General features: G+C 73.0%; 20 protein-coding genes and 1 riboswitch. Of the genes, 5 read left to right on the top strand and 15 right to left on the bottom strand.

Annotated elements, in window-relative coordinates; translation table 11 throughout:
• Nucleotides 1-37: 37 nt before the first annotated feature.
• The 5 genes from WN71_RS06230 to WN71_RS06250 all read right to left on the bottom strand — a co-directional run bounded on the left by WN71_RS06230 (nucleotide 38) and on the right by WN71_RS06250 (nucleotide 4,697).
• A complete protein-coding gene (locus WN71_RS06230; RefSeq protein ID WP_046590923.1) occupies nucleotides 38-991 on the bottom strand; it encodes an ROK family glucokinase in 954 nt (317 codons plus the stop codon).
• A 276-nt stretch (nucleotides 992-1,267) separates the two neighbouring features.
• On the bottom strand, nucleotides 1,268-1,792 hold the full coding sequence (locus WN71_RS06235) for a DUF5304 domain-containing protein (protein ID WP_046590925.1): 525 nt from the start codon (nucleotides 1,790-1,792) through the stop codon (nucleotides 1,268-1,270).
• A gap of 57 nt (nucleotides 1,793-1,849) precedes the next feature.
• Nucleotides 1,850-3,019 (bottom strand): ArsA family ATPase, encoded by a 1,170-nt coding sequence (locus tag WN71_RS06240; RefSeq protein WP_046590927.1) that lies wholly within the window; start codon nucleotides 3,017-3,019, stop codon nucleotides 1,850-1,852.
• 310 nt (nucleotides 3,020-3,329) lie between these two features.
• Entirely contained in the window at nucleotides 3,330-3,797 is a 468-nt protein-coding gene (locus WN71_RS06245; RefSeq protein ID WP_046590929.1) for an SRPBCC family protein, read from the bottom strand.
• 144 nt (nucleotides 3,798-3,941) lie between these two features.
• Nucleotides 3,942-4,697, bottom strand: a complete 756-nt coding sequence (locus tag WN71_RS06250; RefSeq protein WP_046590931.1) for a metallophosphoesterase family protein — start codon at nucleotides 4,695-4,697, stop codon at nucleotides 3,942-3,944.
• A 354-nt stretch (nucleotides 4,698-5,051) separates the two neighbouring features.
• Between WN71_RS06250 and WN71_RS06255 the strand changes: the two genes are divergently transcribed.
• On the top strand, nucleotides 5,052-6,848 hold the full coding sequence (locus WN71_RS06255) for an AMP-dependent synthetase/ligase (RefSeq protein WP_046590933.1): 1,797 nt from the start codon (nucleotides 5,052-5,054) through the stop codon (nucleotides 6,846-6,848).
• Between the two features lie 61 nt (nucleotides 6,849-6,909).
• On the opposite strand, the gene WN71_RS06260 is transcribed toward WN71_RS06255, so the two are convergent.
• Both WN71_RS06260 and WN71_RS06265 read right to left on the bottom strand, forming a co-directional pair.
• Nucleotides 6,910-8,550 (bottom strand): GMC oxidoreductase, encoded by a 1,641-nt coding sequence (locus WN71_RS06260; RefSeq protein WP_420856464.1) that lies wholly within the window; start codon nucleotides 8,548-8,550, stop codon nucleotides 6,910-6,912.
• A gap of 190 nt (nucleotides 8,551-8,740) precedes the next feature.
• Nucleotides 8,741-9,883 (bottom strand): glycosyltransferase family 4 protein, encoded by a 1,143-nt coding sequence (locus WN71_RS06265; RefSeq protein WP_046590938.1) that lies wholly within the window; start codon nucleotides 9,881-9,883, stop codon nucleotides 8,741-8,743.
• A gap of 192 nt (nucleotides 9,884-10,075) precedes the next feature.
• On the opposite strand from WN71_RS06265, the gene WN71_RS06270 reads away from it, so the two are divergent.
• Nucleotides 10,076-11,314, top strand: a complete 1,239-nt coding sequence (locus WN71_RS06270) for a glycosyltransferase family 87 protein (protein ID WP_046590940.1) — start codon at nucleotides 10,076-10,078, stop codon at nucleotides 11,312-11,314.
• Here WN71_RS06270 and WN71_RS06275 read toward each other — a convergent pair.
• Nucleotides 11,272-12,597 (bottom strand): MATE family efflux transporter, encoded by a 1,326-nt coding sequence (locus WN71_RS06275; protein WP_046590942.1) that lies wholly within the window; start codon nucleotides 12,595-12,597, stop codon nucleotides 11,272-11,274. The genes WN71_RS06270 and WN71_RS06275 overlap by 43 nt on opposite strands.
• A 130-nt stretch (nucleotides 12,598-12,727) precedes the next feature.
• Between WN71_RS06275 and WN71_RS06280 the strand changes: the two genes are divergently transcribed.
• Nucleotides 12,728-13,261, top strand: coding sequence for a PadR family transcriptional regulator (locus tag WN71_RS06280; RefSeq protein WP_046590944.1), 534 nt, complete (start codon nucleotides 12,728-12,730; stop codon nucleotides 13,259-13,261).
• A 31-nt stretch (nucleotides 13,262-13,292) separates the two neighbouring features.
• On the opposite strand, the gene WN71_RS06285 is transcribed toward WN71_RS06280, so the two are convergent.
• The 5 genes from WN71_RS06285 to WN71_RS06305 all read right to left on the bottom strand — a co-directional run bounded on the left by WN71_RS06285 (nucleotide 13,293) and on the right by WN71_RS06305 (nucleotide 18,710).
• Nucleotides 13,293-14,492, bottom strand: coding sequence for a hypothetical protein (locus WN71_RS06285; RefSeq protein WP_206300025.1), 1,200 nt, complete (start codon nucleotides 14,490-14,492; stop codon nucleotides 13,293-13,295).
• A 38-nt stretch (nucleotides 14,493-14,530) separates the two neighbouring features.
• Entirely contained in the window at nucleotides 14,531-15,562 is a 1,032-nt protein-coding gene (locus tag WN71_RS06290; protein WP_046590946.1) for a C40 family peptidase, read from the bottom strand.
• A 282-nt stretch (nucleotides 15,563-15,844) separates the two neighbouring features.
• A complete protein-coding gene (locus WN71_RS06295; RefSeq protein WP_046590947.1) occupies nucleotides 15,845-16,879 on the bottom strand; it encodes a C40 family peptidase in 1,035 nt (344 codons plus the stop codon).
• Nucleotides 16,880-17,090: 211 nt separating this feature from the next.
• Nucleotides 17,091-18,434, bottom strand: coding sequence for an NYN domain-containing protein (locus WN71_RS06300; protein WP_046590948.1), 1,344 nt, complete (start codon nucleotides 18,432-18,434; stop codon nucleotides 17,091-17,093).
• 36 nt (nucleotides 18,435-18,470) lie between these two features.
• Nucleotides 18,471-18,710: a hypothetical protein gene (locus WN71_RS06305; protein WP_030671273.1), complete on the bottom strand. Its 240-nt coding sequence runs from the start codon at nucleotides 18,708-18,710 to the stop codon at nucleotides 18,471-18,473.
• Nucleotides 18,711-18,863: 153 nt separating this feature from the next.
• Here WN71_RS06305 and WN71_RS06310 point away from each other — a divergent pair, with 153 nt between their 5' ends.
• Nucleotides 18,864-19,658, top strand: coding sequence for a rhomboid family intramembrane serine protease (locus tag WN71_RS06310; protein ID WP_046590952.1), 795 nt, complete (start codon nucleotides 18,864-18,866; stop codon nucleotides 19,656-19,658).
• The gene (locus WN71_RS06315; RefSeq protein ID WP_046590954.1) at nucleotides 19,655-19,936 is read left to right on the top strand and encodes an Lrp/AsnC family transcriptional regulator; all 282 of its coding nucleotides are present in this window, start codon (nucleotides 19,655-19,657) and stop codon (nucleotides 19,934-19,936) included. The genes WN71_RS06310 and WN71_RS06315 overlap by 4 nt, the downstream gene beginning before the upstream one ends.
• 120 nt (nucleotides 19,937-20,056) lie before the next feature.
• Here the strand turns inward: WN71_RS06315 and WN71_RS06320 are convergent, their stop codons facing one another.
• On the bottom strand, nucleotides 20,057-21,475 hold the full coding sequence (locus WN71_RS06320) for an aminotransferase class V-fold PLP-dependent enzyme (RefSeq protein WP_240529573.1): 1,419 nt from the start codon (nucleotides 21,473-21,475) through the stop codon (nucleotides 20,057-20,059).
• 162 nt (nucleotides 21,476-21,637) lie between these two features.
• A riboswitch (SAM riboswitch) is annotated at nucleotides 21,638-21,754 on the bottom strand.
• A 139-nt stretch (nucleotides 21,755-21,893) separates the two neighbouring features.
• A complete protein-coding gene (gene trpD, locus WN71_RS06325) occupies nucleotides 21,894-22,958 on the bottom strand; it encodes an anthranilate phosphoribosyltransferase (RefSeq protein ID WP_046590955.1) in 1,065 nt (354 codons plus the stop codon).
• Nucleotides 22,959-23,085: the final 127 nt, after the last annotated feature.

The following is a 23,085-nucleotide window of genomic DNA, read 5'->3' on the forward strand; positions in this document are numbered from 1 at the left end:
CGGTGGCGTCGTTGGCACCGCAGCGGCGCGCCGGGTGTCACATGATCGGGTCGGGCTCCCGGGCGAGGTCGGCCGCGCCCACCAGGCCCGCCTTGTTGCCGAGCTGCGCGGCCAGGACGTCGGCGACCGGACGCCAGTTGCCGCCGACCAGCCAGCGCTTGTACGACTTGCGGATCGGGTCCAGGACCAGCTCGCCCTCGTCCGAGAGGCCGCCGCCGACGATGAAGGCGGACGGGTCGAACAGGGAGGCCAGGTCGGCGAGGCCGGCACCGACCCAGCGGGCCAGCTCCCGGTAGGAGTCGACGGCGACCGGGTCGCCTTGGCGGGCGGCCACGGAGATGTGCTTGCCCTCGATGCCGTCGGGGGTGCCGTCGCCGAGCGCGAGCAGGACGTCGGCCGACTCGGGGGTGGCGTTGGCGCGCTGCTTGGCGTACCTCACCAGGGCGCGGCCGGAGGCGTACTGCTCCCAGCAGCCCTGCGAGCCGCAGCCGCACAGCAGGCCGTCCGGGACCATCCGGATGTGCCCGAACTCGGCGGCCACGCCGAAGTGCCCGCGGCGCAGCTTGTTGCCGATGATGATGCCGCCGCCCAGGCCGGTGCCGAGCGTGATGCAGATGACGTTGCGGTGGCCCTTGCCGGCCCCGAACCGGTACTCGCCCCAGGCGGCCGCGTTGGCGTCGTTCTCGACGACGACGGGCAGGCCCACGCGGGCCTCGACCTCCGCCTTGAGCGGCTCCTGACGCCAGTCGATGTTGGGTGCGAAGTAGACGGTGGAGCGCTGCCGGTTCACATAGCCGGCCGCGCCGATGCCCACGCCGACGATGTCGTGCCCCGCGCGCGCACCCTCCACGGCCGAGGAGATGGCGTCCACGATGGCCTCGGGCGTGGAAGGGGTCGGCACCTTGAAGGTCGAGAGGATGTTGCCTTCCTCGTCGACCACGCCGGCCGCAATCTTCGTGCCGCCGATGTCGACGCCGATGGTGAGTCCCATGAATCCCTCAGTTTCGGTCGAGCCCCGCTACGGCCAACCGTACCCGAGGGGGCTTTAGGACCGGTCGTTTGGATCAGGTTGCAGGGCATCGGCGGATCTGTCCGGTGCCGGTGAGCGGGGTCTGGTGGGTGCAGCTGCAAGGCGGAGGAGGGAGTCAACGCGATGGGGGTCCCTCCCGCGCGAGCTTGTCGAGCGTGGGGGAGTTGGCGACCGACGACAACGCGGCAGATGTGCGTGCCAGACCCCGCGTCTGCGAGCTGATCCAAACGACCGGTCCTAATCCAAGTCGATGCGTTCCCCGGGGCCGGTGCCTTCGCCCGGTTCGCGGCGTTCGGAGGGGTCCTGGGCGGGGTCGTCCGGGCCCGCGGTCCAGCGCTGTTCCTGTGTCTGGACGGCCGAGCGGTAGGCGGCGAGCAGCTCGCTGCCGGCGGCCGCCAGATGGTCGAAGACGTCCGGGTTGCGTTCCATCACCGGTTCCACGGCCGCCTTGGCCTGCTGGACGACCTGCCGGACCATCTGCTGGGCGGCGGGCCCGGCGACCGCCCCGAGCAGTGGGGACTGGAAGCCGGACAGCTTGTCCGCCACGGCGTCGACGAGCTTGCGCAGTTCCTCGGCGGCGGAGCCCGGCGGCGGGCCGCCGCGGGCGCGGCGGCGCGCCTTCTCCGCGGCGAGGTCCTCGGCGCAGGCCGTCGCCCAGGCGTCGGCGTCGGTGGCCCGCGCCTCGGCCGTCGCCTCGTCGGGCGTGCTCCCGGCCGGCTCGTGGCCACCGGGCTCCGACGGGCTGAGCTCTTCGCTGCTCATGACGGGCTCCTGACTACGTTTTGTCCCTACGACGTTACCCGAACGGGCGTACGTCGTTCACGGGGTGCGCGGCCACAGCTGGGGATCCGGCGCGAACCGGATGCGCAGCTCGTCCTCGCGCAGGGCGGCGCCGTCGACGGTGCAGCGGCGCAGCGCGGACGGCAGGGCGACGACGCGCCGGAACCCGCCGGTGCCGATGACGAGTTCGTCGCCGCGCCGGACGAGGTCGAGTTCCTCGCGTATCGCGCCGGGCAGCGGGACATGCCACACGAGCACGCCGTCGGCGGCGATCCGGTCGGTGACGGGCCACTCGACCGGGGTGGGCGCGGAGTTGACGCCGGGCACCGCGAGGGCGGTCAGGTCGTCGCCCCCGCGGGGGTCGCGGCCCAGGTGGGGGACGGTCTCGACGCGGTACGAGCCCTGCCAGTCGGCCAGTGTCTTGCGCTGCTGGGCGAGCGGTCCGGCGAGCCAGGTGTCCTCGGCGGCCTCGGGCAGCACCCGGTTGGCGAGGACGGCCTCGACGGGCAGTCCGCGCAGCGCGAGGCCGAGGGCGGTGGTGCGCACCGCGTCCGCGCCGGCCGGTCCGGGCTCGGCGACCAGCCGTACGGCGGTGCCCGGGTCGGCGAGGACGGCCTCGACGGCGGCGAGTTCGACGTCCCAGCGGGCGGCGGTCTCGTAGAGCCAGTCGGCGGGCATGGGGACGCCGGCAAGCCGGCCGAGCACCGGGCGCAGGGCGCGGGCCGCCTGCCGCTCGGGGGGCAGCAGCCGGCGCAGATAGCGGCGCAGTTCCTCGGGCAGGGCGAGCAGCGCGAGGGCGTCCGGGGCGGGCGGGAGGTCGACGACGAGCAGGTCGTAGCGCTCGGAGAGGGCCGCGTCGCGCAGCGCGCGCAGCAGGCTGAGCTGCTCGGCGCCGGGCAGCGGGGTGACCTCCTCGGCGTCCAGGCGGGACGCGCCGAGCAGGTCGAGGACGCCGGAGGCGCGCCGCTGGAGGGAGGCGAGGTCCTCACGGAAGCCTTCGGCCGCGTCGGGGCGCCAGGCGGTGAGGTGCGGGGCGACCCGCGCCGGTGCGGCGCCGGTCTGCGCGCCGAGTGCCGCGCCCAGGGTGTCGGTGCGGTCGGCACTCAGGACGAGGGTCTCGGTGCCCTCGGCCGCCGCCGTGCGGGCGAGGGCCGCGGCGAGAGTCGTACGGCCCGCGCCGCCCGGTCCGGTGATCAGGATGGTGCGCATAAGGGTGAACGCTACCTAAGCTCCCGGCTTCACCGTGGCCGCGTGGCCACCTGCCGGTGGGGTGGGGCGGGGTCTGGCCCGGTGGGCCCGTGCGGGTGCGTCGTGGTCGGTCGCGCCCGTCCCTGCGGGGGCTCTGCGTCTGATCGTGCGGGTGCGTCGTGGTCGGTCGCGCAGTTCCCCGCGCCCCTCAGGGTGTGGGGGTGGGGCGGGGTCGGGGCGTGCGGGTAACCCTCGGGGGGCCGTGCGGGTGCGTCGTGGTCGGTCGCGCAGTTCCCCGCGCCCCTGGGGGTGTCGGGGCGGGGTGCTGCGATCAGTTGTCCGAGTCGGTGGAGGCCGGGGCCTCGCCGGATTCGACTCGCTTCTTGAGGCCCGCGAGGGCGCGGTCGATGATGACCTTCTCGGCCTTGCGCTTGATCATGCCGAGCATGGGGATCTTGACGTCGACGGTCAGCCGGTAGGTGACCTCGGTGGCGCCGGCGCCCGCCGCCTTCAGGAGGTAGGAGCCGTCGAGGGAGCGCAGCATCTGGGACTTGACCAGGGTCCAGGAGACCTCGTCGGCGCCGGTCCAGGTGTAGGCGAGGACCTGGTCGTCCTTGATGGCGCCGGCGTCCATGACCAGCCGGACCTGCTCCGCGCGGCCCTGCGCGTCGCTGGCGAGGACCTCGGCCTCCTTCACCTCGCCGGTCCAGTCCGGGTAGCGGGCGAAGTCGGCGATCACCCCCATGACATCGGCCGGTGCCGCCTCGATCGTGATGCTCGAGCTGGTGTGTTCCGCCATCGCCGTGGCTCCTCCAGGTGCGGGCCGGTAGAGAGGTCTCACAGGTGCGCGTACCTGGTCGGGTGTGCGCACGTGTGTGCAGCGTGAAGGCTACCGCGCGGCCGACCTGCCGCCTTCACCGCCGTCGGGCCCGGGGCGGCGCGGTCACCATTCCAGCGCCCACGGCTTTCCGGTGCCCGCGAAGTGGCCGACGTTGACGCACTCCGTGGCGCCGATCCGCATGCGCCGCGCCAGCGGCTGGTGGACGTGGCCGAAGAGGGCGTAGCGGGGCCTGGTGCGGCGGATGGCGGCGAGCAGGGCGCGGCTGCCGCGCTCGAAGCGGCGCGCGACGGTGTCGTAGACGAGTTCGGGGACCTCGGGCGGGATGTGCGTGCACAGCACGTCGACCTCGCCGACCGCCTCGATCTTCGCGGCGTACTCCTCGTCGCTGATCTCGTACGGCGTCCGCATGGGGGTGCGCAGGCCGCCGCCGACGAAGCCGAAGACCCGGCCGGCGATCTCCACCCGCTCCCCGTCCAGGACGGTGGTGCCGGGGCCGGCGTACTCCCGCCACAGGGGCGGCATGTCGACATTGCCGTAGGTGGCGTACGTCGGTGTGGGGAAGGCGGCGAACAGCTCGGCGTACTGCTTGCGCACGGCCTGTTCGATGACCGCGGCGCGGTCCGTGCCGATGCCGCCCCACAGCCGGGCGCCGAGTTCGCGCGCCTCGTCGAAGCGGCGGGCGGTGCGCAGGGCGACGATGCGGTCGGCGTTCTCCACGCCGAACAGGTCGGGGAAGATGCCGCGCGAGTGGTCGGCGTAGTCGAGGAACAGCACGAGGTCGCCCAGGCAGATCAGGGCGTCGGCGCCGTCGCCGGCCCGGGCCAGATCCCTGGCGTTGCCGTGCACGTCGCTGACCACGTGGATCCGGGTGCTGGGGTTACCGGCTCGTGTGGATGCCATGTCGATCAAGGGTAGGGGCGTGCGGCATGTGTGAACAGTGCCGACCGGGCCCGTAGCTACTGGCCGGTCAGGAAACGGGTGGACTACCGTACGCGCAGGAAACACCAACCTGTGTGACGCAGCGAACATCTCGCCGGGAACCCCTGTCGAAGAGGCCATACCGGCGGGTAACGTCCGGGCAGTCCAGTCGTGCTCAGGATTTCAACCAGTGGTCCCCCGGCCTCTGGCGTCCCGGGCACCCGCCCGAGCCTTGGACCGCACCGTCGCATCGCACAACGTCGTGGCGCCGGCGCCCTATGAGGAGCAGCAGTCTTGCGCGAGTTCAGCCTTCCGGCTTTGTACGAGGTCCCCGCGGACGGGAATCTGACCGACATCGTCCGCAGAAACGCCGCGCAGCATCCCGACGTCGCCGTGATCGCCCGCAAGTCGGGCGGGGCCTGGCAGGACGTGACCGCCCGGGAGTTCCAGGCCGAGGTGCACGCCGCCGCCAAGGGCCTGATCGCCTCGGGCGTGCAGCCGGGCGACCGGGTCGGCCTGATGTCCCGCACCCGGTACGAGTGGACGCTGCTCGACTTCGCGATCTGGAGCGCGGGCGCGATCACCGTGCCGGTCTACGAGACCAGCTCCCCGGAGCAGGTGCAGTGGATCCTGTCGGACTCCGGCGCGACGGCCTGCATCGTGGAGCTGGACGGGCACACCGCCGCGGTGGAGTCCGTGCGCGAGGCGCTGCCCGCCCTCAAGCACGTCTGGCAGATCGAGGCCGGAGCCGTCGAGGAGCTCGGCCGGCTCGGCAAGGACGTCACCGACCGGGCCGTCGAGGAGCGCAGCTCGCTGGCGAAGGCCGACGACCCGGCGACCATCGTCTACACCTCTGGCACCACCGGCCGCCCCAAGGGCTGCGTGCTCACCCACCGCAGCTTCTTCGCCGAGTGCGGCAACATCGTGGAGCGGCTGCGCCCGCTGTTCCGCACGGGCGAGTGTTCGGTGCTGCTGTTCCTGCCCCTCGCGCACGTCTTCGGGCGGCTGGTGCAGATCGCGCCGATGATGGCGCCGATCAAGCTGGGCCTGGTCCCGGACATCAAGAACCTCACCGACGAGCTGGCCTCGTTCCGGCCGACGCTGATCCTCGGCGTCCCGCGCGTCTTCGAGAAGGTCTACAACTCGGCGCGCGCCAAGGCGCAGGCCGACGGCAAGGGCCGGATCTTCGACAAGGCGGCCGACACCGCGATCGCCTACAGCAAGGCGCTGGACACCCCCTCGGGCCCGTCGCTGGGCCTGCGCATCAAGTACCGGACCTTCGACAAGCTGGTCTACGGCAAGCTGCGCGCGGTGCTCGGCGGCCGGGGCGAGTACGCCATCTCCGGCGGCGCCCCGCTGGGCGAGCGGCTCGGGCACTTCTTCCGCGGCATCGGCTTCACGGTCCTGGAGGGCTACGGCCTGACCGAGTCGTGCGCGGCGACCGCGTTCAACCCGTGGGACCGGCAGAAGATCGGCACGGTCGGGCAGCCGCTGCCGGGCTCGGTGGTGCGCATCGCGGACGACGGCGAGGTGCTGCTGCACGGCGAGCACCTGTTCAAGGGCTACTGGAACAACGAGGCCGCGACCGCGGAGGCGCTGGCCGACGGCTGGTTCCACACCGGTGACATCGGCACCCTCGACGAGGACGGCTACCTCAGGATCACCGGCCGCAAGAAGGAGATCATCGTCACCGCGGGCGGCAAGAACGTGGCCCCGGCCGTCATAGAGGACCGCATCCGGGCGCACGCGCTGGTCGCGGAGTGCATGGTGGTGGGCGACGGGCGGCCGTTCGTGGGCGCGCTGGTCACCATCGACGACGAGTTCCTGGGCCGCTGGGCCGCCGAGCACGGCAAGCCCGCGGGTGCCACCGCGGCGTCGCTGCGCGAGGACCCGGATCTGATCGCGGCGGTCCAGGACGCGGTCGACGACGGCAACGCCGCGGTGTCGAAGGCGGAATCGGTGCGGAAGTTCCGCATTCTGTCCTCCCAGTTCACGGAGGAGTCGGGCCACCTGACACCGTCGCTGAAGCTGAAGCGCAATGTGGTGGCGAAGGACTACGCGGCCGACATCGAGGCCATCTACCAGAAGTAGCGGGCCCCTTGCCGAGCGCCTGTACGCGACTCCCTGTTTCGGCAAGGTTCCTGACAGTGCGTCATGGCGCGGTGTCCTCCACGAGGACCCGCGCCATGGTGCGTTCGGCGAGCGCGGTGATGGTGACGAACGGGTTCACGCCGATGTTGCCCGGCACGAGCGAGCCGTCGGTGACGTAGAGCCGCGAAGTCCCCTTCACCCGGCCGTAGTCGTCGGTCGCCTGCCCGAGGACGCAGCCGCCGAGCGGGTGGTAGCAGAAGTCGTCGGCGAAGACCTTGCTCGTGGAGCCGAACAGGTCGTAGCGGTAGATCGTCGCGTTGGCCAGGTTGATCCGGTCGAAGAGTTTCTTGGCCATGGCGACGGAGACGGCGCTGTGGGCGGCGGTCCAGCCGAGTTTCACGCCGTCGCTCGCGCTGTCGTAGGTGAACGACGCCCGTGAGGGGTTCTTGGTGATCGCCAGGTAGAGACTCACCCAGGTCTCGAACCCGATCGGCAGGGGGGCGATCTCGGCGAAGACCGGGTTGGCGGTGTTGGCCCAGTCGTCGATGCCCATGACCGGCATCGTCGACTGGTTGGCCCCGGTGGTGTCCCAGATGTGGTTGGCGCGGCCCACCATGGTGTTGCCGTTGGTGCCCCAGCCCGCGCCGACGCGCGCGTCGAGGTCGGGCAGGGCGCCGGTGTCCCGTGCCCGCACGAGGAGTTCGCTGGTGCCGAGGCTGCCGCCGCCGAGGAACAGGTAGGTGCAGTTGTACTGCTTGGTCTCGACGACGGTGCCGGTGACGTCGATGCGGTCGGCGGTCAGCAGCCAGGTGCCGTCGGCGGCCCGCTCGATCCGCTTGACCTTCTCCAGGGTGTTGACGGTGACGTTGCCGGTGCCGAGCGCGGCGGCCAGATAGGTCTTGTCGAGGCTGCGCTTGCCGTAGTTGTTGCCGTAGATGACCTCCTGCGCGAGCGCGGACTTCGTCGCCGTGCCGGCGGCCTCGCGCTGCATGTAGTCGAAGTCGTAGACGTTCGGCACGAAGGTGGTCTTGAGGCCGGCGTTCGTGGCGGCCTTGCGGGAGGTGCGGGTGAAGCGGTACCACTCCGTGGACTCGAACCACGTGGAGTCGACGGTGTTGACGCCGAGCATGGCGCGGGCGCGCGGGAAGTACGTGCCGTACATCTCCGTGGCGTCCACGGTGGGGAACTGCTCGGCGAAGTACGCCTGGGACGGGGTGACCGCCATGCCGCCGTTGACCAGGGAGCCGCCGCCGACGCCACGGCCCACGTAGACCGACATCGCGTCGAAGTGCACGCGGTCGAGGGCGCCGGGGTAGGGCTTGATGTCCTTGTTGACGACGTCGAGCCAGAGGAACGAGGCGAGGGGGGCCTCGGTGCGGGTGCGGAACCACATGGAGCGCTGGTCGGGGGCGGCGGTGGAACAGAAGATCTTGCCGTCCGCGCCGGGGGTGTTCCACAGGCGGCCCATCTCCAGGACCAGGGTGCGGATGCCGGCCTGGCCGAGGCGGAGGGCGGCCACGGCGCCGCCGTAGCCCGAGCCGACGACGACGGCTGTGGCGTTGTCGACCGCGGGGGCCTCTTCGGCGGCCTGGGCCGAGGCGAGGCCGATGCGGGTCAGGCCTGCGGCGGCTGCGGTCTGGAGGGCTACCATGCCCAGGATGTGACGTCTCGTCAGCTGATGCTGCGTCAGTTTTGCTGTCATGCTCGCAGCATCCGCGGACGCTTCGCCTCCGGCTAGGGGGTCGGCAGCGCATTTCGGCTCGCGGTACGAGGGTCGGGTGCGGGTGCGTCGTGGTCGCTCGCGCAGTTCCCCGCGCCCCTGAAGGGGCGCGGGGAACTGCGCGACAAGCCACGACGGCGCCGCGCGTACGGAACCGGACCTGTCAGGGTGGCTACAGGAGGGCCTTCAGGCGCTCCGCCAGGAGGTCCCAGCGCCACTTCTCCTCGACCCACTGGCGGCCGCGTTCGCCCATGCGGCGGCGGAGTTCGGGGTCCGCGAGGAGGACGGTGACGCGTTCCGCCGTGTCCTCGGGGGAGGTGCCCCGGACCACCCAGCCCGTCTCGCCGTCCAGGACCGCGTCGGGGGCGCCGCCCGAGTCGCCGGCCACCACCGGCAGGCCCGTCGCCGAGGCCTCCAGGTACACGATGCCGAGGCCCTCGACGTCCAGGCCGCCGCGGCGGGTGCGGCAGGGCATGGCGAAGACGTCGCCGGCGCCGTAGTGGGCGGGCAGCTCGGACCAGGGCACCGCGCCGGTGAAGCGCACCGAGCGGGCGACGCCCGTCTCCTCGGCGAGGCGCCGCAGGTCCTTCTCGTAGGGGCCGCCGCCGACGATCAGCAGCACCGCGTCCGGCTCGGCGGCCAGGATCCGGGGCAGGGCGCGGATCAGGGTGTCCTGGCCCTTGCGCGGCACCAGCCGGGACACGCACACCACCACGGGGCGGTCGGTGAGCCCGAGGCGCGCACGGACCGCGTCGCCGCCGGAGGCCGGGTGGAAGACCTTCTCGTCGACGCCGGGCGGCAGTTGGACCATGCGCGCGGCCGCCGCCGGGGTCAGCGCCTCGGCGATGCGCGAGCGGGTGTACTCGCCGAGGTAGGTGATGGTGTCCGTGGACTCCCCGATCCGCCGCAACAGCTGCCGCGAGGCCGGGAGTTGGGCCCAGCCCGCCTCGTGGCCGTGGGTGGTGGCCACCAACCGCTCCGCGCCGGCCCGGCGCAGCGCGGGGGCCATCAGGCCGAGCGGTGCCGCCGCCCCGAACCACACGGACGTACAGCCGTGTTCGCGCAGCAGCAGGGCGGCCCGCCTGGTCACCGCGGGGGTGGGCAGCAGCATCGTCGTACGGTCGCGTACGACGGTGAAGGGCTGCTCCGCGTCGAAGGCGGCCGTGGCCTCGGCGCCCTCGCGGCCCCGCTTCCAGGTGGAGGCGTAGACGACGAGCTGTCCGGGGTCCAGGCGCAGCGCCATGTTGTGCAGGAACGCCTGGATGCCGCCGGGGCGGGGCGGGAAGTCGTTCGTCACGATCAGGGTCTTGTGCATCGCCGCCGACCCTACCGAACCGCGTGCCGTGCGCCCGGCGCGGCCGCGCCTCATGGCCCTCGCACAGGTGGACGCGGGACCATACGCGTCCCGGTGGCCTCCGGCGCGGGAAACGGCCGACCCAGGCGTTCGGGCGGCCCGCGGCCGTGAGAATCTTCGTCACCCAGGACACGCCGACGAACAGGGGTTCAGGTGGACGGTGCGGGCGCGAGACGGGCATGGGCGGGGCCGCCGGTGGTCTGGGCCGCCGGCAGGCTGGTACTGCTGCTGTTCGTCTTCAAGGTGTTCGTCTTCCCGGGCCCCGACGTGACCAGCGACGTGTCGGTGATCTACCAGGGCTGGTTCGGGGTGCTGCGGCAGGGCACGTTCCCGCTGGCGGACGTGGCCTGGCAGTACCCGCCGGCCGCGGCCCTGCCCATCCTCGCGCCCGGCCTGCTGCCGTTCCTGAGCTACCCGCACGCCTTCTACGTCCTCGTGCTGCTCGCCGACGCGGCGGTGTTCGCGCTGCTGGCGTACGCGGGCCGGCGCCCCGGCAAGTCGATGCGCGGACTGTGGATGTGGGTCATCGGCGTGCCGCTGCTCGGCCCGACCGTCTACGCCCGCTACGACGTGATGGTGACGGCGGTGGCCGTGGCGGCGCTGCTCGCCGGGGCCCGGCACCCGCGGATCATGGGAGCGCTGGCCGGGTTCGGGGCGCTGCTGAAGGTGTGGCCGGTGCTGCTGCTCGTGGGTCCGGTGCGGCGCCGGGCCTGGGCGTCGGCCGCGGTGACCGGGGCCGTGCTCGCGGCGGGCTTCGCCGCGGTGATGCCCGGCGCGTTCTCCTTCCTGACCTACCAGAGCAACCGCGGCACCGAGGTCGAGTCGCTGGGCGCGCTGGTCTTCCATGTCGCCCGGCACTTCGGCTGGAGCGGCCAAGTGCTCCTGAACTACGGATCGGTGGAGTTCCTCGGCCCCGGTGTGAGCCTGGTCAGCACGATCGCGCTCACGCTGACCGGGGCCGCGTTCGGCTGGCTGCTGCTGTGGCGGATGCTGGCGGTCCGGTTCGCGGCGCACTCGCTCGCCGACGCGGCGTTCACGGCGGTGCTGCTGTTCACCGTGACCAGCCGGGTGATCAGCCCGCAGTACCTGGTGTGGCTGATCGGCACCGCGGCGGTCTGCCTGTGCTTCCGCGGCACCCGGATGGGGCCGCCGGCCCTGCTGGTGCTGCTGGCCGCGCCCGTGACGATGCTGGAGTTCCCGCTGTGGTTCGGTGACGTCGTGGCGAGCGACGGCCTGGGCCTGACCCTGATGTTCCTGCGCAACGGGCTGCTGGTGGCGGCCGCGGTGACCGCGGCGGTCCGGCTGTGGCGAGCCACGGTGCCCGCGGCGCCGCGGACCGGGATCCCCGCTCAGGCCACCGACACCGAGGAGACCCCGGTCTCCTCCACCTGAGGGCGGGCGCGCCGGAACAGCACCGCGACCGCGGCGCACTGCACCGCCATGGCGAGCGCCATGGCCAGGCACACCCCGGGCAGCCCCGCCCCCGACAGGGCGGTGGCGAGCAGCAGTTGTACGGCCGTGCCGAGCACCGTCACGCGCAGCAGCGCGGGCGCGCCGCCGCTGCCCTCGAAGACCCCGCCGAGCGCGATGCAGCAGGCCGTCAGCAGCAGGTAGGGGCCGATGCAGCGGAGGAACAGCACGCCGTCGTGGGCGACCGCGCCGCCGGCGCCGAACGCGGCCATCACCCAGGGCGCGCCGGCGGCGAACAGCGCGGCCGCGGCGAGGCCCACGGCGCCGGAGAGCCGTACCGCCTCCCGGCCGACGGCCCGCCGCGCGTCCACGCCTGCGCCCCGGGTGTGCGCGGTGTGGATGGAGGCCGCCTGGCGTACGGAGTAGAACGCCATCGTGGCGACGTAGAGCACCTTGTAGGCGATGGCGTAGGCGGCGACGGCCGTCACCCCGAGCCGGGCCACGATCGCGATCAGCACGAGCGTGCCGGTCTGCCGGACGGTGAAGTCGGCGGACATGGGCAGCCCGGTGGTCAGCGTGCGGCGCAGCGCGGCGGGCAGCGGCTCGGCGGGGCGGGCCCCCGCGGCGGCGCGCAGCAGCGGGTCGCGGCGCAGCGCGCGCAGTCCGGCGGCGAGGGCGGCGGCGCGGCACAGCACGGTGGAGGCGGCGGCGCCGCGGACGCCGTAGAGGTGGATCAGGAACGGGTCGCAGACGAGGATCAGGCCGTTCGCGAGCAGGGCGAGGCGCATCGGGGTGCGGGTGTCGCCCGCGCCCTTGAGGACGCCGTCGACGAGCTGCTGGGCGTAGAAGACGGCGATGCCCGGCAGGGAGACGGCGAAGTAGCCGGCCGCGAGCGTGCGGGCGGGGCCCTCGGCGCCGCCCAGCACCAGGTGGGCCAGCGGGACGCGCAGCAGCAGGCCGCCCGCGGCAACGGCCGGGGTGACCAGCGCGCACAGCGCCCAGCCGCCGCGGACGGCCGCGCGGACGGCGGCGGGCGAGCGGGCGCCCCGGGCGTGCGCGACGAGCACGGTGGTGCCGGAGGCGAAGACCAGGGCGACGCCGAGCAGGACGTTCTCGGTGTTGGTGGCCACGGCGACCGCGGCGACGGCGGGGCCGCCGAGCCGGGACACCCAGACGGTGTTGATGATCCCGGCGGCGACGGAGGCGAGCAGCGAGAGGTAGACGGGGTGGGCGAGGGCTATGAGCTGCCTGCGGTGGGCGTTCACGGCGTGGACCGAGCCTTCCTGGCTGTCGTGGTATCCCTGACCGAGCTACCTCTTATCGAGCTACATCGATTCGAGGTAGCTCGATAAGAGGTACCATGGCGTTCGGTCCACGGCAAGGAGGACGAGACCCGTGCTGGAACTGTCGATCCTGGGCTTCCTCGCCGAGGAGCCCCTGCACGGCTACGAGCTGAAGGAGCGCATCAGGGCGCTCAGCGGCCATGTCCGCCCGGTCAGCGACGGCGCCCTCTACCCGGCGATCAACCGCCTGGTCGCCGCGGGCCGCCTCGACGAGCACACCGAGGAGGGGGCGAGCGCCGCGCCGCGCCGCATGCTGACCCTCACCGAGGCGGGCCGGGAGGCCCTGCTGGAGCTGCTGCGCCGGCCGAAGCAGACCGAGATCACCGACCAGGTCCGCTTCAACACCGTGCTGGCCTTCCTGCGCCACCTGCCCGACCCCGCCGAGCAGGCCGCGGTGCTGCGCCGCCGGCTGGACTTCCTCGACACGCCCACCAGCTTCTTCTACGACGCCGGCCGCCCGGTGCCCGCGGAGGAGGCGGACGACCTGTTCCGGCAGGGGATGCTGCGGGTGGCGCGCGCGACGGGCACGGCGGAGCGGGCCTGGCTCGGCGAGGCGATCGCCACGCTGGAGGCGAGGGCCGGCTGACGACAGCGCCCCTGACGGGGCGGCGTTGTCGTCAGCCCAGCTGGGCCGTCAGATAGGCCCGCCACTGCGTGGTGAAGTCGTCGAGCGTGGTGCCGAGGACCTGCTTCATCGCGCTCTCGACGGCACCCTGCCGCTTGCCGTGGTCGCCGACGGCCCGGTAGAACGCGTCGAGCTTCTCCGGCCCCCAGCGGTCCGCGATCATCCGGCAGGCCAGCCAGCCACCCTCGTACGCCCGCGCCAGCTCGTTCGCGTCGCTGCCGAAGCCGAAGTCCTTGTCCGTGGGCAGCGCGCCCGGGGTGTGCCCGTCCTGGAGGTAGCGCGACAGCTCCGGCGCGGCCTGCGGGGCGCTGCGGCCGCTGTCGAGGTAGCCGACCCAGTCGGCGTACCCCTCCGACAGCCACAGCGGGGTCGCCCGGGTGGTGTGGGCCCGGGTGGCGACATGGGTGGTCTCGTGGGTGAGCACGACCTGTTTGCCGACGGCGCCGAGGACGGCGTACGCGGCCGGGTTGACGATGACCCGGTCGGCGGGGGCCTGCCCCGAGCCCCCGGCCTCGCCGGTGGTGACCGCGGCGATCCCGCGGTACGAGGACGCGGGCGAGCCCAGCAGTCCCGCCATGTCGTCCAGCGAGTCCGGCACCAGCACCACCACCCGCCCGGCCCACTCGGTGCCCCAGGCCCCCGAGACGGAGGGCACGGCGTGGTCCGCGAGGGCGGCGTAGTCGCGCAGCAGGCCGCCGGAGGCGCCGACCCCGAGGACCAGGCTGTGCCGGCCGCGCACGACCCGCACCGTGCCCTGGTCCCACAGCTGCTGCGCGGTCTTCTTCGCGGGCCGGTCGGACTCGACGTACCACTGCCCGTCGGCGGTACGGCGCAGCGTGAGCGTGCGGGCCGCGGTGACCGGGGCCTTGTCGTAGCCCTGGAAGCGGTAGCGCAGGTCCGCGGCGGCGGTCGCGGTGGCGCCGGTGCGGTGCAGCGCGGTCACCCGGTAGCTCCAGGCCGCGAGGGGCACGGCGCCGACGTGGGCGAACTCGGTGCGCTCGCCGGTCCGCGCGAAGGCGCTCTCGTCGTGCGCGAGCAGCGCATCCGCCCGCCGGTCGAGCAGCTGCTGCACCTGCGTGCGGGCGCCGTCCGGCTTCGGTCCGCCGCCGCAGGCGACCAGCGAGGCGAGCAGGGACACCAGCAGCAGGACCGTCCCGGGTGCGGAGCCACACCTCCGCCTGCGACCAGCCATTTCACGATCGTACGGCGGCGCGCCGCCGGGGACGCCCCTCAGACCCGGGTGACCGAGGAGATCGGCATCATCCCGACCGGGTCGTAGCGGACCGGGGCGCCCGGGTAGGGGGCGTGGATCACCTGGCCGTGGCCGACGTACATCGCCACATGACTGGCGTCGGACCGGTAGACGACGAGGTCGCCGGGGCGGGCCTCGGAGAGCGGGATCTGCCGGCCCGCGTAGCGCTGCTCCTGCGAGGTGCGCGGCAGATGGATGCCCGCGTGGGCGTACGACCACTGCATCAGGCCCGAGCAGTCGAAGCCGCCGGGGCCGTTGGCGCCCCACACGTAGGGGCGGCCGAGGGCGGAGCGGGCGGCGGCGAGGGCCGCGGCGGCGCGGGAGCCGGGCTCGCCCTCGTCGCCGGGCAGGGGCAGCCCGGGGAGATCGTCGCGCCCGGAGCGGGACGCCCGGTCGAAGGCGCCGCGTTCGGCCGGCGAGAGCGCGGCGAGCAGGGTGCGGGCCCTGGCCAGCTTCCGCTCGACGGTCTTCTTGTGGGCGGCGACGGCCTCGCGGCTGCGCTCCAGTTCGGCGAGTTTGCCGTCCGCCTCGGCGCGCTCCTGGGCGAGTTCGCGCAGGGCCTCCTGGAGGTCCTTGAGCTGACCGGCCTGCTGGGCGGTGATCCGGTCCAGGGTGGCGGCCTTGGCGAGGTAGTCGGCCGGGTCACGGGCGAACAGCAGGGCGAGGGACGGGTCGATGCCGCCGGCCCGGTACTGCGCCCCGGCCAGCGAACCGAGCGCGTCCCGCATGGTGTTGACCCGCTGCTGCTGCCGGGCGATGCGGTCCTGGGCCCAGCCCACCTGGCGGCGCAGGGTGGCGGCGCGCTCCCCGGCCCTGTCGTACGCCTCGGTGGCCCGCTCGGCCTCGTGGTAGAGCCGGTCCACCTCCGCGCGGGTGTCGTCGTGCGGGGCGGCGGCGGCCGAGCCGGCCGGTACGGCGCCCACGGCGGCCGCGGCGGCGGACATCACACAGAGCGCGACTCCGGCGCCCCGGTCGAACCCGGACGGTGCGTTGCGGCGATGGGACCCCACGGGACGCGGTACTCCTTCCGCTGGCGGACACGGACCGTCCCCCGTGCCGGGGCGCGGGAGAGGTGCCGCCCCGGCGGAACGGGAAACGCGCCAGACAGTAGCCCCGCGGACACCCCGCGGCCAAAGACCCCGGCGGGCACACAACGTGACGCCCCGCCTCTGACGCAGGTCATCGGCGGGGCGCGGGGTCAGCTCGGCTTGTCGCGATTCGCCCGTTCGGGCGGAAGGATCAGATCCGGACGCGGAGCGGAAGGACCACGTCCGGACACCGGAACGGACGGATCAGATCCGCACGCCGAACTGGAAGGGCATGTTGCTGATCGACTCGTAGCGCACCGAGGCACCGGTGTGCGGGGCGTGCAGGACCTGGCCGTTGCCGGCGTAGAGGCCGACGTGGTGGTAGTCGCCGTAGAAGATCACGAGGTCGCCGACCTTGAGGTCGCTCTCGCTGTAGATCCGGGTGCCGGCGTTGGCCTGCGCCTCGGAGGTGCGCGGGATGGAGACGCCCGCCTGCGCGTAGGCCCAGGAGGTCAGGCCCGAGCAGTCGAACTGGGACGGGCCCGAGGCGCCGTAGACGTACGGGGAGCCGATCACGCCCTGGGCGGCGGCGAAGGCCGCGGCGGCCCGGCCGGAGGCGGCGGTGGTGCTGCCGAGGTCGACCCGCGAAGAGGAGGAGCGGTCGGCCCGGGCCTGCTCGGCCTCCAGGTCCGCCTTCTCCTTCGCCGTCAGGGTGTTGAGCAGCTTCTGGGCGGAGGCGAGCTTGGCCTGCACGTCCTTCTTCTGCTTGCCCAGCTCGGTGCGGGTGGCGGCGAGGTCCTTGAGCTTCTCGCTGGCCTCGGCCCGCTCCTGGGCGAGTTCGCGCTGTTTGTCCTGGATCTTCTTCAGCGCGGCGACCTGCTGGTCGCTGAGCTGGTCCAGCGTGGAGGCCTTGTCCAGGTAGTCGTCCGGGTCGGACGACAGGAAGAGCTGGAGCGAGGGGTCGATGCCGCCGGAGCGGTACTCGCTGGCCGCGAGCGAACCCAGGTCGTCGCGGAGCTTGTTGAGGTCCTGCTGGCCCCGGGCGACGTTGTCCTGGATGGTGGAGATCTCCTTCTGGAGCTTCTCCTGCTTCTCCTTGGCGCCGTCGTACTTCTCGGACGCCTGCTCCGCCTTCTCGTAGAGCGCGTCGACCTTGGCCTTGACTTCGTCCTTGCTGAGCTTCTCGTTCGGCGCCGCATTGGCGGCCTGCGAGCTCAGCACGACGGCAGCGGCTGCTGCGGTGGTCAGCACGGTCGCGCGTATGCGACTCGGCTGCTTCGGTCGACGGTGGGACGCCACGGAGACGGGCTCCTTCGTTTGAGTGATCACCCGCGCGGAGGTTCGAGCCATGACCTTAGTGACCTCGCTGTGATCAGTTCAAATCCTCACACCAAAAAATCCCGTCACGCCATGCATTCTTTGCCCACAACCCACATGCAGTGATGGCCGGTTGACGCTACGTTGCGTGACGGTTCCGTCAATTCGGGCATTGAACGCGTCCGTTGGACGTTCAGGACAGTCGCTTCAGAAGTACGACAGAGGCCACCGGTCGGGCACCCGCCCGCGCGACGCCGTCGGCCACCTCGCGGTCGGTCGAGACGACGATGACCGGACGGCCCGGCGGCTCGGCGCGCACCAGCTGGCGGATCAGCTCGTCGGCGGTCACCCCGGGCTTGGAGAACAGCACCCGCACCCCGCGCGGCGGCGCCAGCAGCACCGGCGCGGCCAGTTCGGCCCCGTCGAAGACGCACGTCACCTCGGCGCCGGTCTGCGCGGCCAGCTGCGACAGCTGCCCGAGCAGCCTGAGGCGCTGCTTCTCCAGCGGCATCTGCGGATAGCCGGTCTTGGTGACGTTGTAGCCGTCGACCACCAGATGCGCCTGCGGCAGCGCCAGCAACTGGTCCAGGATCGCCGGGTCGTGCTCCGACAGCGCCCGCGCCGCGATGTCCTTCGGGGTCATTCGTCCCGGTTCGACCGCGTCCACGGTCTCGGCCGGCCGCACCGACACCGGCGGCAGGGCGAGTTCACGGCGCAGCCCCTGCGCCGCGTCGAGCACGGTGTCGAGCAGCAGCCGCACCCGCATGTCCTCCACGCTGCGGCCCTCACGGGCGGCCCGACGGGTCGCCTCCAGCGCGGCCTCCACCTCGCCGAGGCGCCCCTTCAGGCGCCGCGTCTCGCTGTCCGCCGCGGACAACTGCGCCTGCCCCTCGGCGCGTACGGCCTCGGTCTCGGCGTGCAGCTTGCGCAGGGCGGCCTCGCCGCGCTTGACGTCGCTGAGCGCGGCGCGCAGCTTGCGGTGAAGCGATTCGGCCTCCTTGCGCGCCGCGTCCAGCTCGGTGCGCAGCCGTTCGGTCTCCGACCGGGTCTGCTCACGGGCCCGGTCCAGCTCCTCGCGCAGCCGCTCCGCCTCGGCGCGGCTCTGCTCGTCGGCGCGCTCGGCGTCCGCCCGCTGCGCCTCCTCGCCGGCCGCGGTGACCAGCTTCACCCAGCCCGTGGGCCGCAGCACGTAGGCCGCGGCCGCCACGTCGAGCGGGTCCGCGGCCGGGGGCGGCGAGCCGGAGTCCAGGGCGCCGGACAGCTCCGGCTGCGTCTCTCTGAACCGCTCCCCGATCCGCTGCCGGAAGAGCGGGTCGCTCTCCAGTGCCGCGGCCATCGCGTTCCCCGCGAACTTGGCCCGCCGATTCGGGGCGAACCGGGCGTACTGCCGCAATTGTGCGGGCAGTTCGCTCACGGTCAGCCCGCCGAAGCCGTCCGAGACGATCTGGACGACCTTTCTGCGCACTCCGTCGGGCAGCGGACGGTCGAGCACCTCAGCGGCGCCGTCGTCCGGCCCCCCGCCTGTGGTCTCCACCATCCCTCACACCCCAATGCCTGTACGGGGCCGCCCCTGTCAGGAGCCGGCGCCCGGCCTGTCCACGAGTTCCACCTGGTCCACCGCGTTGCACCAGCGGCAGCGCACCGACTCGATGGTCTCACTGACCACCTCGCGCTCCTCCACCTTCGGCTCTCCGGCCAGGTCGAGGTGGATGTACTCCACGACCTTGGAGGAGCGGGTCACGTCGAAGCGGGTGAGATTGCCGCAGAGGGTGCAGCGCCACCGCGTCGTGGCGGTCGGCAGGGGAACCGTCATCGTGGCTGTTCGCCTTCCTTCTAGTGTCCGTGACGCGCCGCCTCGACGCGTACGGCTCGTAACCCTACGGCCTGGCGGGTACTCGCCGCCCGTCCGTCCACGGCGGCGAGGCATTACGTGCCGTTGCGTCCCGTTACGCCATGCTCTGTGTCCATGATCGGCAAGTGGAACACGGCGACCGGCGGCGCGATCCGGTCGGTGCGCATCCCCCCGGCACCCATGACGAAGGCGCTCATCGTCCTGTGCTGCCTGATCTTCGTCGTCGGCCCGTCGGCGGGCCTGAATCCGGCGTACGGCTCCGGGGACGCCCTGGCCGCCGCGCAGCAGGCGTACTTCCGGCGCTGGGGCGTGGTCCCGGCCGAGCTGTTCCAGGGCGCGCCGCGCGCCGCCCTGACGCCCGCGACCGCACTGTTCGTGCACGGCAGCTGGCTGCATCTGCTGGGCAACATGCTCTTCCTCTGGGTCTTCGGCGTGCTGACCGAGGAGCGGATGGGGCGCGTCCAGTTCGTGCTCTTCTATCTCGGCTGCGGGTATCTGGCGCTGCTCGGGTACGCCGCCGCCAACTCCTCCTCCGAGCAGTCGCTGATCGGCGCCTCCGGGGCGATCTCGGCCGTTCTCGGGGCCTTCCTCTTCCTGTTCCCCTCGGCGCGCGTGACCACCGTCCTGCCGTTCCTCTTCTTTCTGCCGCTCCGGCTGCCCGCGTGGGTGGTGCTGCCCGTCTGGGCGGGCCTGCAGTGGCTCGCGGCCGGGCGCGCGTCGGCCGGGCCGGGGGTGGCCTACCTGGCCCACCTGGTCGGTTTCTCGGTCGGGTTCCTCTACGCGTGGGTGCGGTTCGGAAGAGAGGAGGGCCCGAAGGGCGGCCTTGGAAGGGCGGTGGTGGGCGACGGGCGGGCGACTAGAGTTGAGTCCGCCCCAGCTCTGGCACCCGAGGGAGAGAACCAGCCGTGATCACCGCGATCGTCCTCATCAAGACCAGCGTGGACCGGATTCCCGAGATCGCGGAGTCGATCGCCGCGCTGGAGTCGGTCAGCGAGGTGTTCTCCGTGACCGGCACGTACGACCTGATCGCGATGGTGCGGGTGCAGCACCACGAGGACCTCGCGGAGGTCATCCCCGGGCGGATCAGCAAGATCCCGGGCGTGGAGGCCACGGACACGCACGTCGCGTTCCGCACGTACTCCCAGCACGACCTGGAGGCGGCGTTCGCCATCGGCCTGGACAGCTGACACGTCCACCGCGGCCCCGAACGTGGCTGATCGCGCAGTTCCCCGCGCTCCTTCAGGGGCGCGGGGAACTGCGCGAAGGGGCCCCACCGGGCCGCGGACGGGTACGACCCCGACCGGAGGTCAGACCGCCGGCACGCAGCGGCCGTCCTCCGTGCGGTAGGACCACTTCGCGCCCTCGGCGACGAGTTCCCGCACCGCCCCCACGAACCGCGCCACGTGCTCGTCCGGCGTGCCCGCCCCGAAGCTCACCCGGATCGCGTTGAGCGACTTCTCCCCCGGCGCCGCCTCCGGCGACCCACACTCGCCCTGGGTCTGCGGATCGCCGCCGAGCAGCGTCCGCACCAGCGGGTGGGCGCAGAACAGCCCGTCGCGCACCCCGATGCCGTACTCCGCGGAGAGCGCCGCGGCGAAGTGGGAGCTGTTCCAGCCCTCCACCACGAACGAGATCACCCCGACGCGGGGCGCGTCGTCGCCGAACAGGGAGAGCACCCGCACCTCGGGGACGTCCGCCAGGCCCTCGCGGACCGTGCGGATCAGCTGCTGCTCGCGGGCGACGAGGGTGTCGAAGCCCGCCTCGGTGAGCGCCTTGCAGGCGGAGGCGATGGCGTAGGCGCCGATGACGTTCGGGGAGCCGGCCTCGTGGCGGGCGGCGGTCTCGTGCCACTCCACGTCCACTCCCCCGTCCTCGCGCCGGGTGACCCGGCGGCTCGCGCCGCCGCCCGCCAGGTACGGCTCCGCGGCGCGCAGCCAGTCGGCGCGGCCGGCCAGCACGCCGGAGCCGAAGGGGGCGTAGAGCTTGTGGCCGGAGAAGGCGACCCAGTCGACGTCCAGGTCGCGCAGCGAGACGGGGTGGTGCGGGGCCAGCTGGGCGGCGTCCAGCACGATCCGGGCGCCGTGCGCGTGGGCGACCTCGGCCAGCTCGCGCACCGGCCACAGCTCGCCGGTGACGTTCGAGGCGCCGGTGACGCAGACCAGGGCCGGGCCGTAGGGGTCCCGGGCGGCGAGGGCGCGCTCCAGGGTGTCGGCGGCCTGCTGCGGGGTGCGCGGGGCGTCCAGGTAGGTGACCCGCGCGTTCTTCCAGGGCAGCAGGGAGGCGTGGTGCTCGGTCTCGAAGACGAACACCTGGCAGTCGGCGGGCAGCGCCGCGGCGAGCAGGTTCAGCGAGTCGGTGGTCGACCGGGTGAAGACGAGCTGGTCGTCCTCGCGGCAGCCGAGGAACTCCGCGACCGTGCGGCGGGCGTTCTCGAACAGGTCGGTGGAGAGCTGGGAGAGGTACCCGGCGCCGCGGTGCACGCTGCCGTAGTAGGGCGCGTAGGCCGCCACGTCGTCCCAGACCCGCTGGAGGGCGGGGGCGCTCGCGGCGTAGTCCAGCGCGGCGTAGGTGACCTCGCCGCCCGTCACGAGCGGAACGGTGACGTCCCGGCCCAGGACGGGCAGCGGGGCACAGGCGGACGCGTCGACGGCGGTGCAGTCGGCGGCGGGGGCCGAGGCGGTGACGGAGGCGGCGGCAGCAGCGGCGGGGGCGGCGGAAACGGACATGGCGAAGCTCCTGTGAGGCAGGCGGAACCCACCGCGCGAGCAGACGTGCTCCGGCGCGGAGAGGAAGAGAAAGGGGGTACGCGGAGGCGGGGCTCGACGCCCTATCGCATTCGCTTGCTCACAGAAGGCTCCCTCGACGACCAGGACCCCTGGTGACGAAGGGGTCCGCGCTTGCCGTGGACCTCGCTGCCCACGACCTGGTCCTCACCCGGGGCACCCCGCCACGGACGGAGGGTTGCCGGACAGTCGGCCGGGGCCTCATGACTGTCACTCATGACCTGGAAAGGAACGTACGGGATGTGATCGCGGTCCCGCAACCCGTGTCCGGATCGCGGAACCGCGCCACCCCTGCCTGCCGAACCGCGCCACTCGTGGACGCCGAACCGCGCCACTCGTGGATGCCGCCCGGCGGACGCCGTCAGGCGTTGCTGGCGGCCACCCAGCGTTCCAGTACGCGCCTGGCCTCGCCCGAGTCGATCGAGGCGGCCGCCTTCGCCATGCCGGCGGCCAGCTGCTCGGCCAGCGGCGCCCCGGTCGGGTCGAGGGCCACCAGGGCCGCCGCCGAGTTCAGCAGGACGGCGTCGCGGACCGGGCCCCGCTCGCCGTCCAGCAGCCGCCGGGCGACCTCCGCGTTGAACGACGGGTCGCCGCCGCGCAGCGCCTCCACGGGCACCAGCTCGATGCCGACGTCACGCGGGTCGAAGGTCTCCTCGGTGACCTTGCCGTCCCGCACCACCCACACCCGCGAGGTGGCCGTCGTGGTCAGCTCGTCGAGGCCGTCGTCGCCGCGGAAGACGAGGGAGGAGTTGCCGCGGTCGGCGAGGACGCCCGCGATGATGGGCGCCATCCGCGGGTCGGCGACGCCGATCGCCTGGGACCTGACCTTCGCCGGGTTGGTCAGCGGGCCGAGCGCGTTGAACACCGTACGGATGCCCAACTGGCCGCGGGCGGCGGCCACATGACGCAGCGCCGGGTGGAACTTGACCGCGAAGCAGAAGGTGATGCCCGCCTCCTCCGCGACCTCGGCGACCCGCTGCGGGGTGAGGTCGAGGTTGACGCCCAGCTTCTCCAGGACGTCGGAGGAGCCGGACGCCGAGGACGCCGCCCGGTTGCCGTGCTTGACGACCTTCGCGCCCGTGCCGGCCACCACGAGGGCGGACATCGTGGAGATGTTGACCGTCTTCGCGCCGTCGCCGCCCGTGCCGACGATGTCGACCGTGCGGCCGGCCACCTCGATCACCTTGGCGTGCGCGTACATCGCCCGGACGACGCCGGTGATCTCCTCGACCGTCTCGCCCTTGGCGCGCAGCGCCACGACGAAGCCCGCGATCTGGGCGTCGGTCGCCTCGCCGCGCATGATCCGGTCCATCGCCCAGGCCGTCGCGTCGGCGCTCTGGTCACGGCCGTCGAGCAGGGCGTTCAGTACCTCGGGCCAGGAACGGCCCGCCGCGATGTCGCCTCCAGCGGGGGTCACAGCGCTCATCAGCCGCTCCTGGGTGAGGTCCCGGGATCCGGGACGCCGATCTCATCGCCTCCCACCCTATCCAGTGCCGCAGACGGCGAAGGGCCCCCGTCCGAACATCGGACGGGGGCCCTTCGACCGTGGCGTG

The organism is Streptomyces mangrovisoli (assembly GCF_000974985.2).
In the GTDB taxonomy this organism is placed as follows: Bacteria; Actinomycetota; Actinomycetes; order Streptomycetales; family Streptomycetaceae; genus Streptomyces; species Streptomyces mangrovisoli.

Bases quoted from the DNA above. Each gene is read 5' to 3' on its own strand.
- WN71_RS06230 (WP_046590923.1), bottom strand. From the start codon at position 991: ATGGGACTCACCATCGGCGTCGACATCGGCGGCACGAAGATTGCGGCC.
- WN71_RS06235 (WP_046590925.1), bottom strand. From the start codon at position 1,792: ATGAGCAGCGAAGAGCTCAGCCCGTCGGAGCCCGGTGGCCACGAGCCG.
- WN71_RS06240 (WP_046590927.1), bottom strand. From the start codon at position 3,019: ATGCGCACCATCCTGATCACCGGACCGGGCGGCGCGGGCCGTACGACT.
- WN71_RS06245 (WP_046590929.1), bottom strand. From the start codon at position 3,797: ATGGCGGAACACACCAGCTCGAGCATCACGATCGAGGCGGCACCGGCC.
- WN71_RS06260 (WP_420856464.1), bottom strand. From the start codon at position 8,550: ATGACAGCAAAACTGACGCAGCATCAGCTGACGAGACGTCACATCCTG.
- WN71_RS06265 (WP_046590938.1), bottom strand. From the start codon at position 9,883: ATGCACAAGACCCTGATCGTGACGAACGACTTCCCGCCCCGCCCCGGC.
- WN71_RS06285 (WP_206300025.1), bottom strand. From the start codon at position 14,492: ATGGCTGGTCGCAGGCGGAGGTGTGGCTCCGCACCCGGGACGGTCCTG.
- WN71_RS06300 (WP_046590948.1), bottom strand. From the start codon at position 18,434: ATGGTGGAGACCACAGGCGGGGGGCCGGACGACGGCGCCGCTGAGGTG.
- WN71_RS06305 (WP_030671273.1), bottom strand. From the start codon at position 18,710: ATGACGGTTCCCCTGCCGACCGCCACGACGCGGTGGCGCTGCACCCTC.
- WN71_RS06310 (WP_046590952.1), top strand. From the start codon at position 18,864: ATGATCGGCAAGTGGAACACGGCGACCGGCGGCGCGATCCGGTCGGTG.
- WN71_RS06320 (WP_240529573.1), bottom strand. From the start codon at position 21,475: ATGTCCGTTTCCGCCGCCCCCGCCGCTGCTGCCGCCGCCTCCGTCACC.
- trpD (WP_046590955.1), bottom strand. From the start codon at position 22,958: ATGAGCGCTGTGACCCCCGCTGGAGGCGACATCGCGGCGGGCCGTTCC.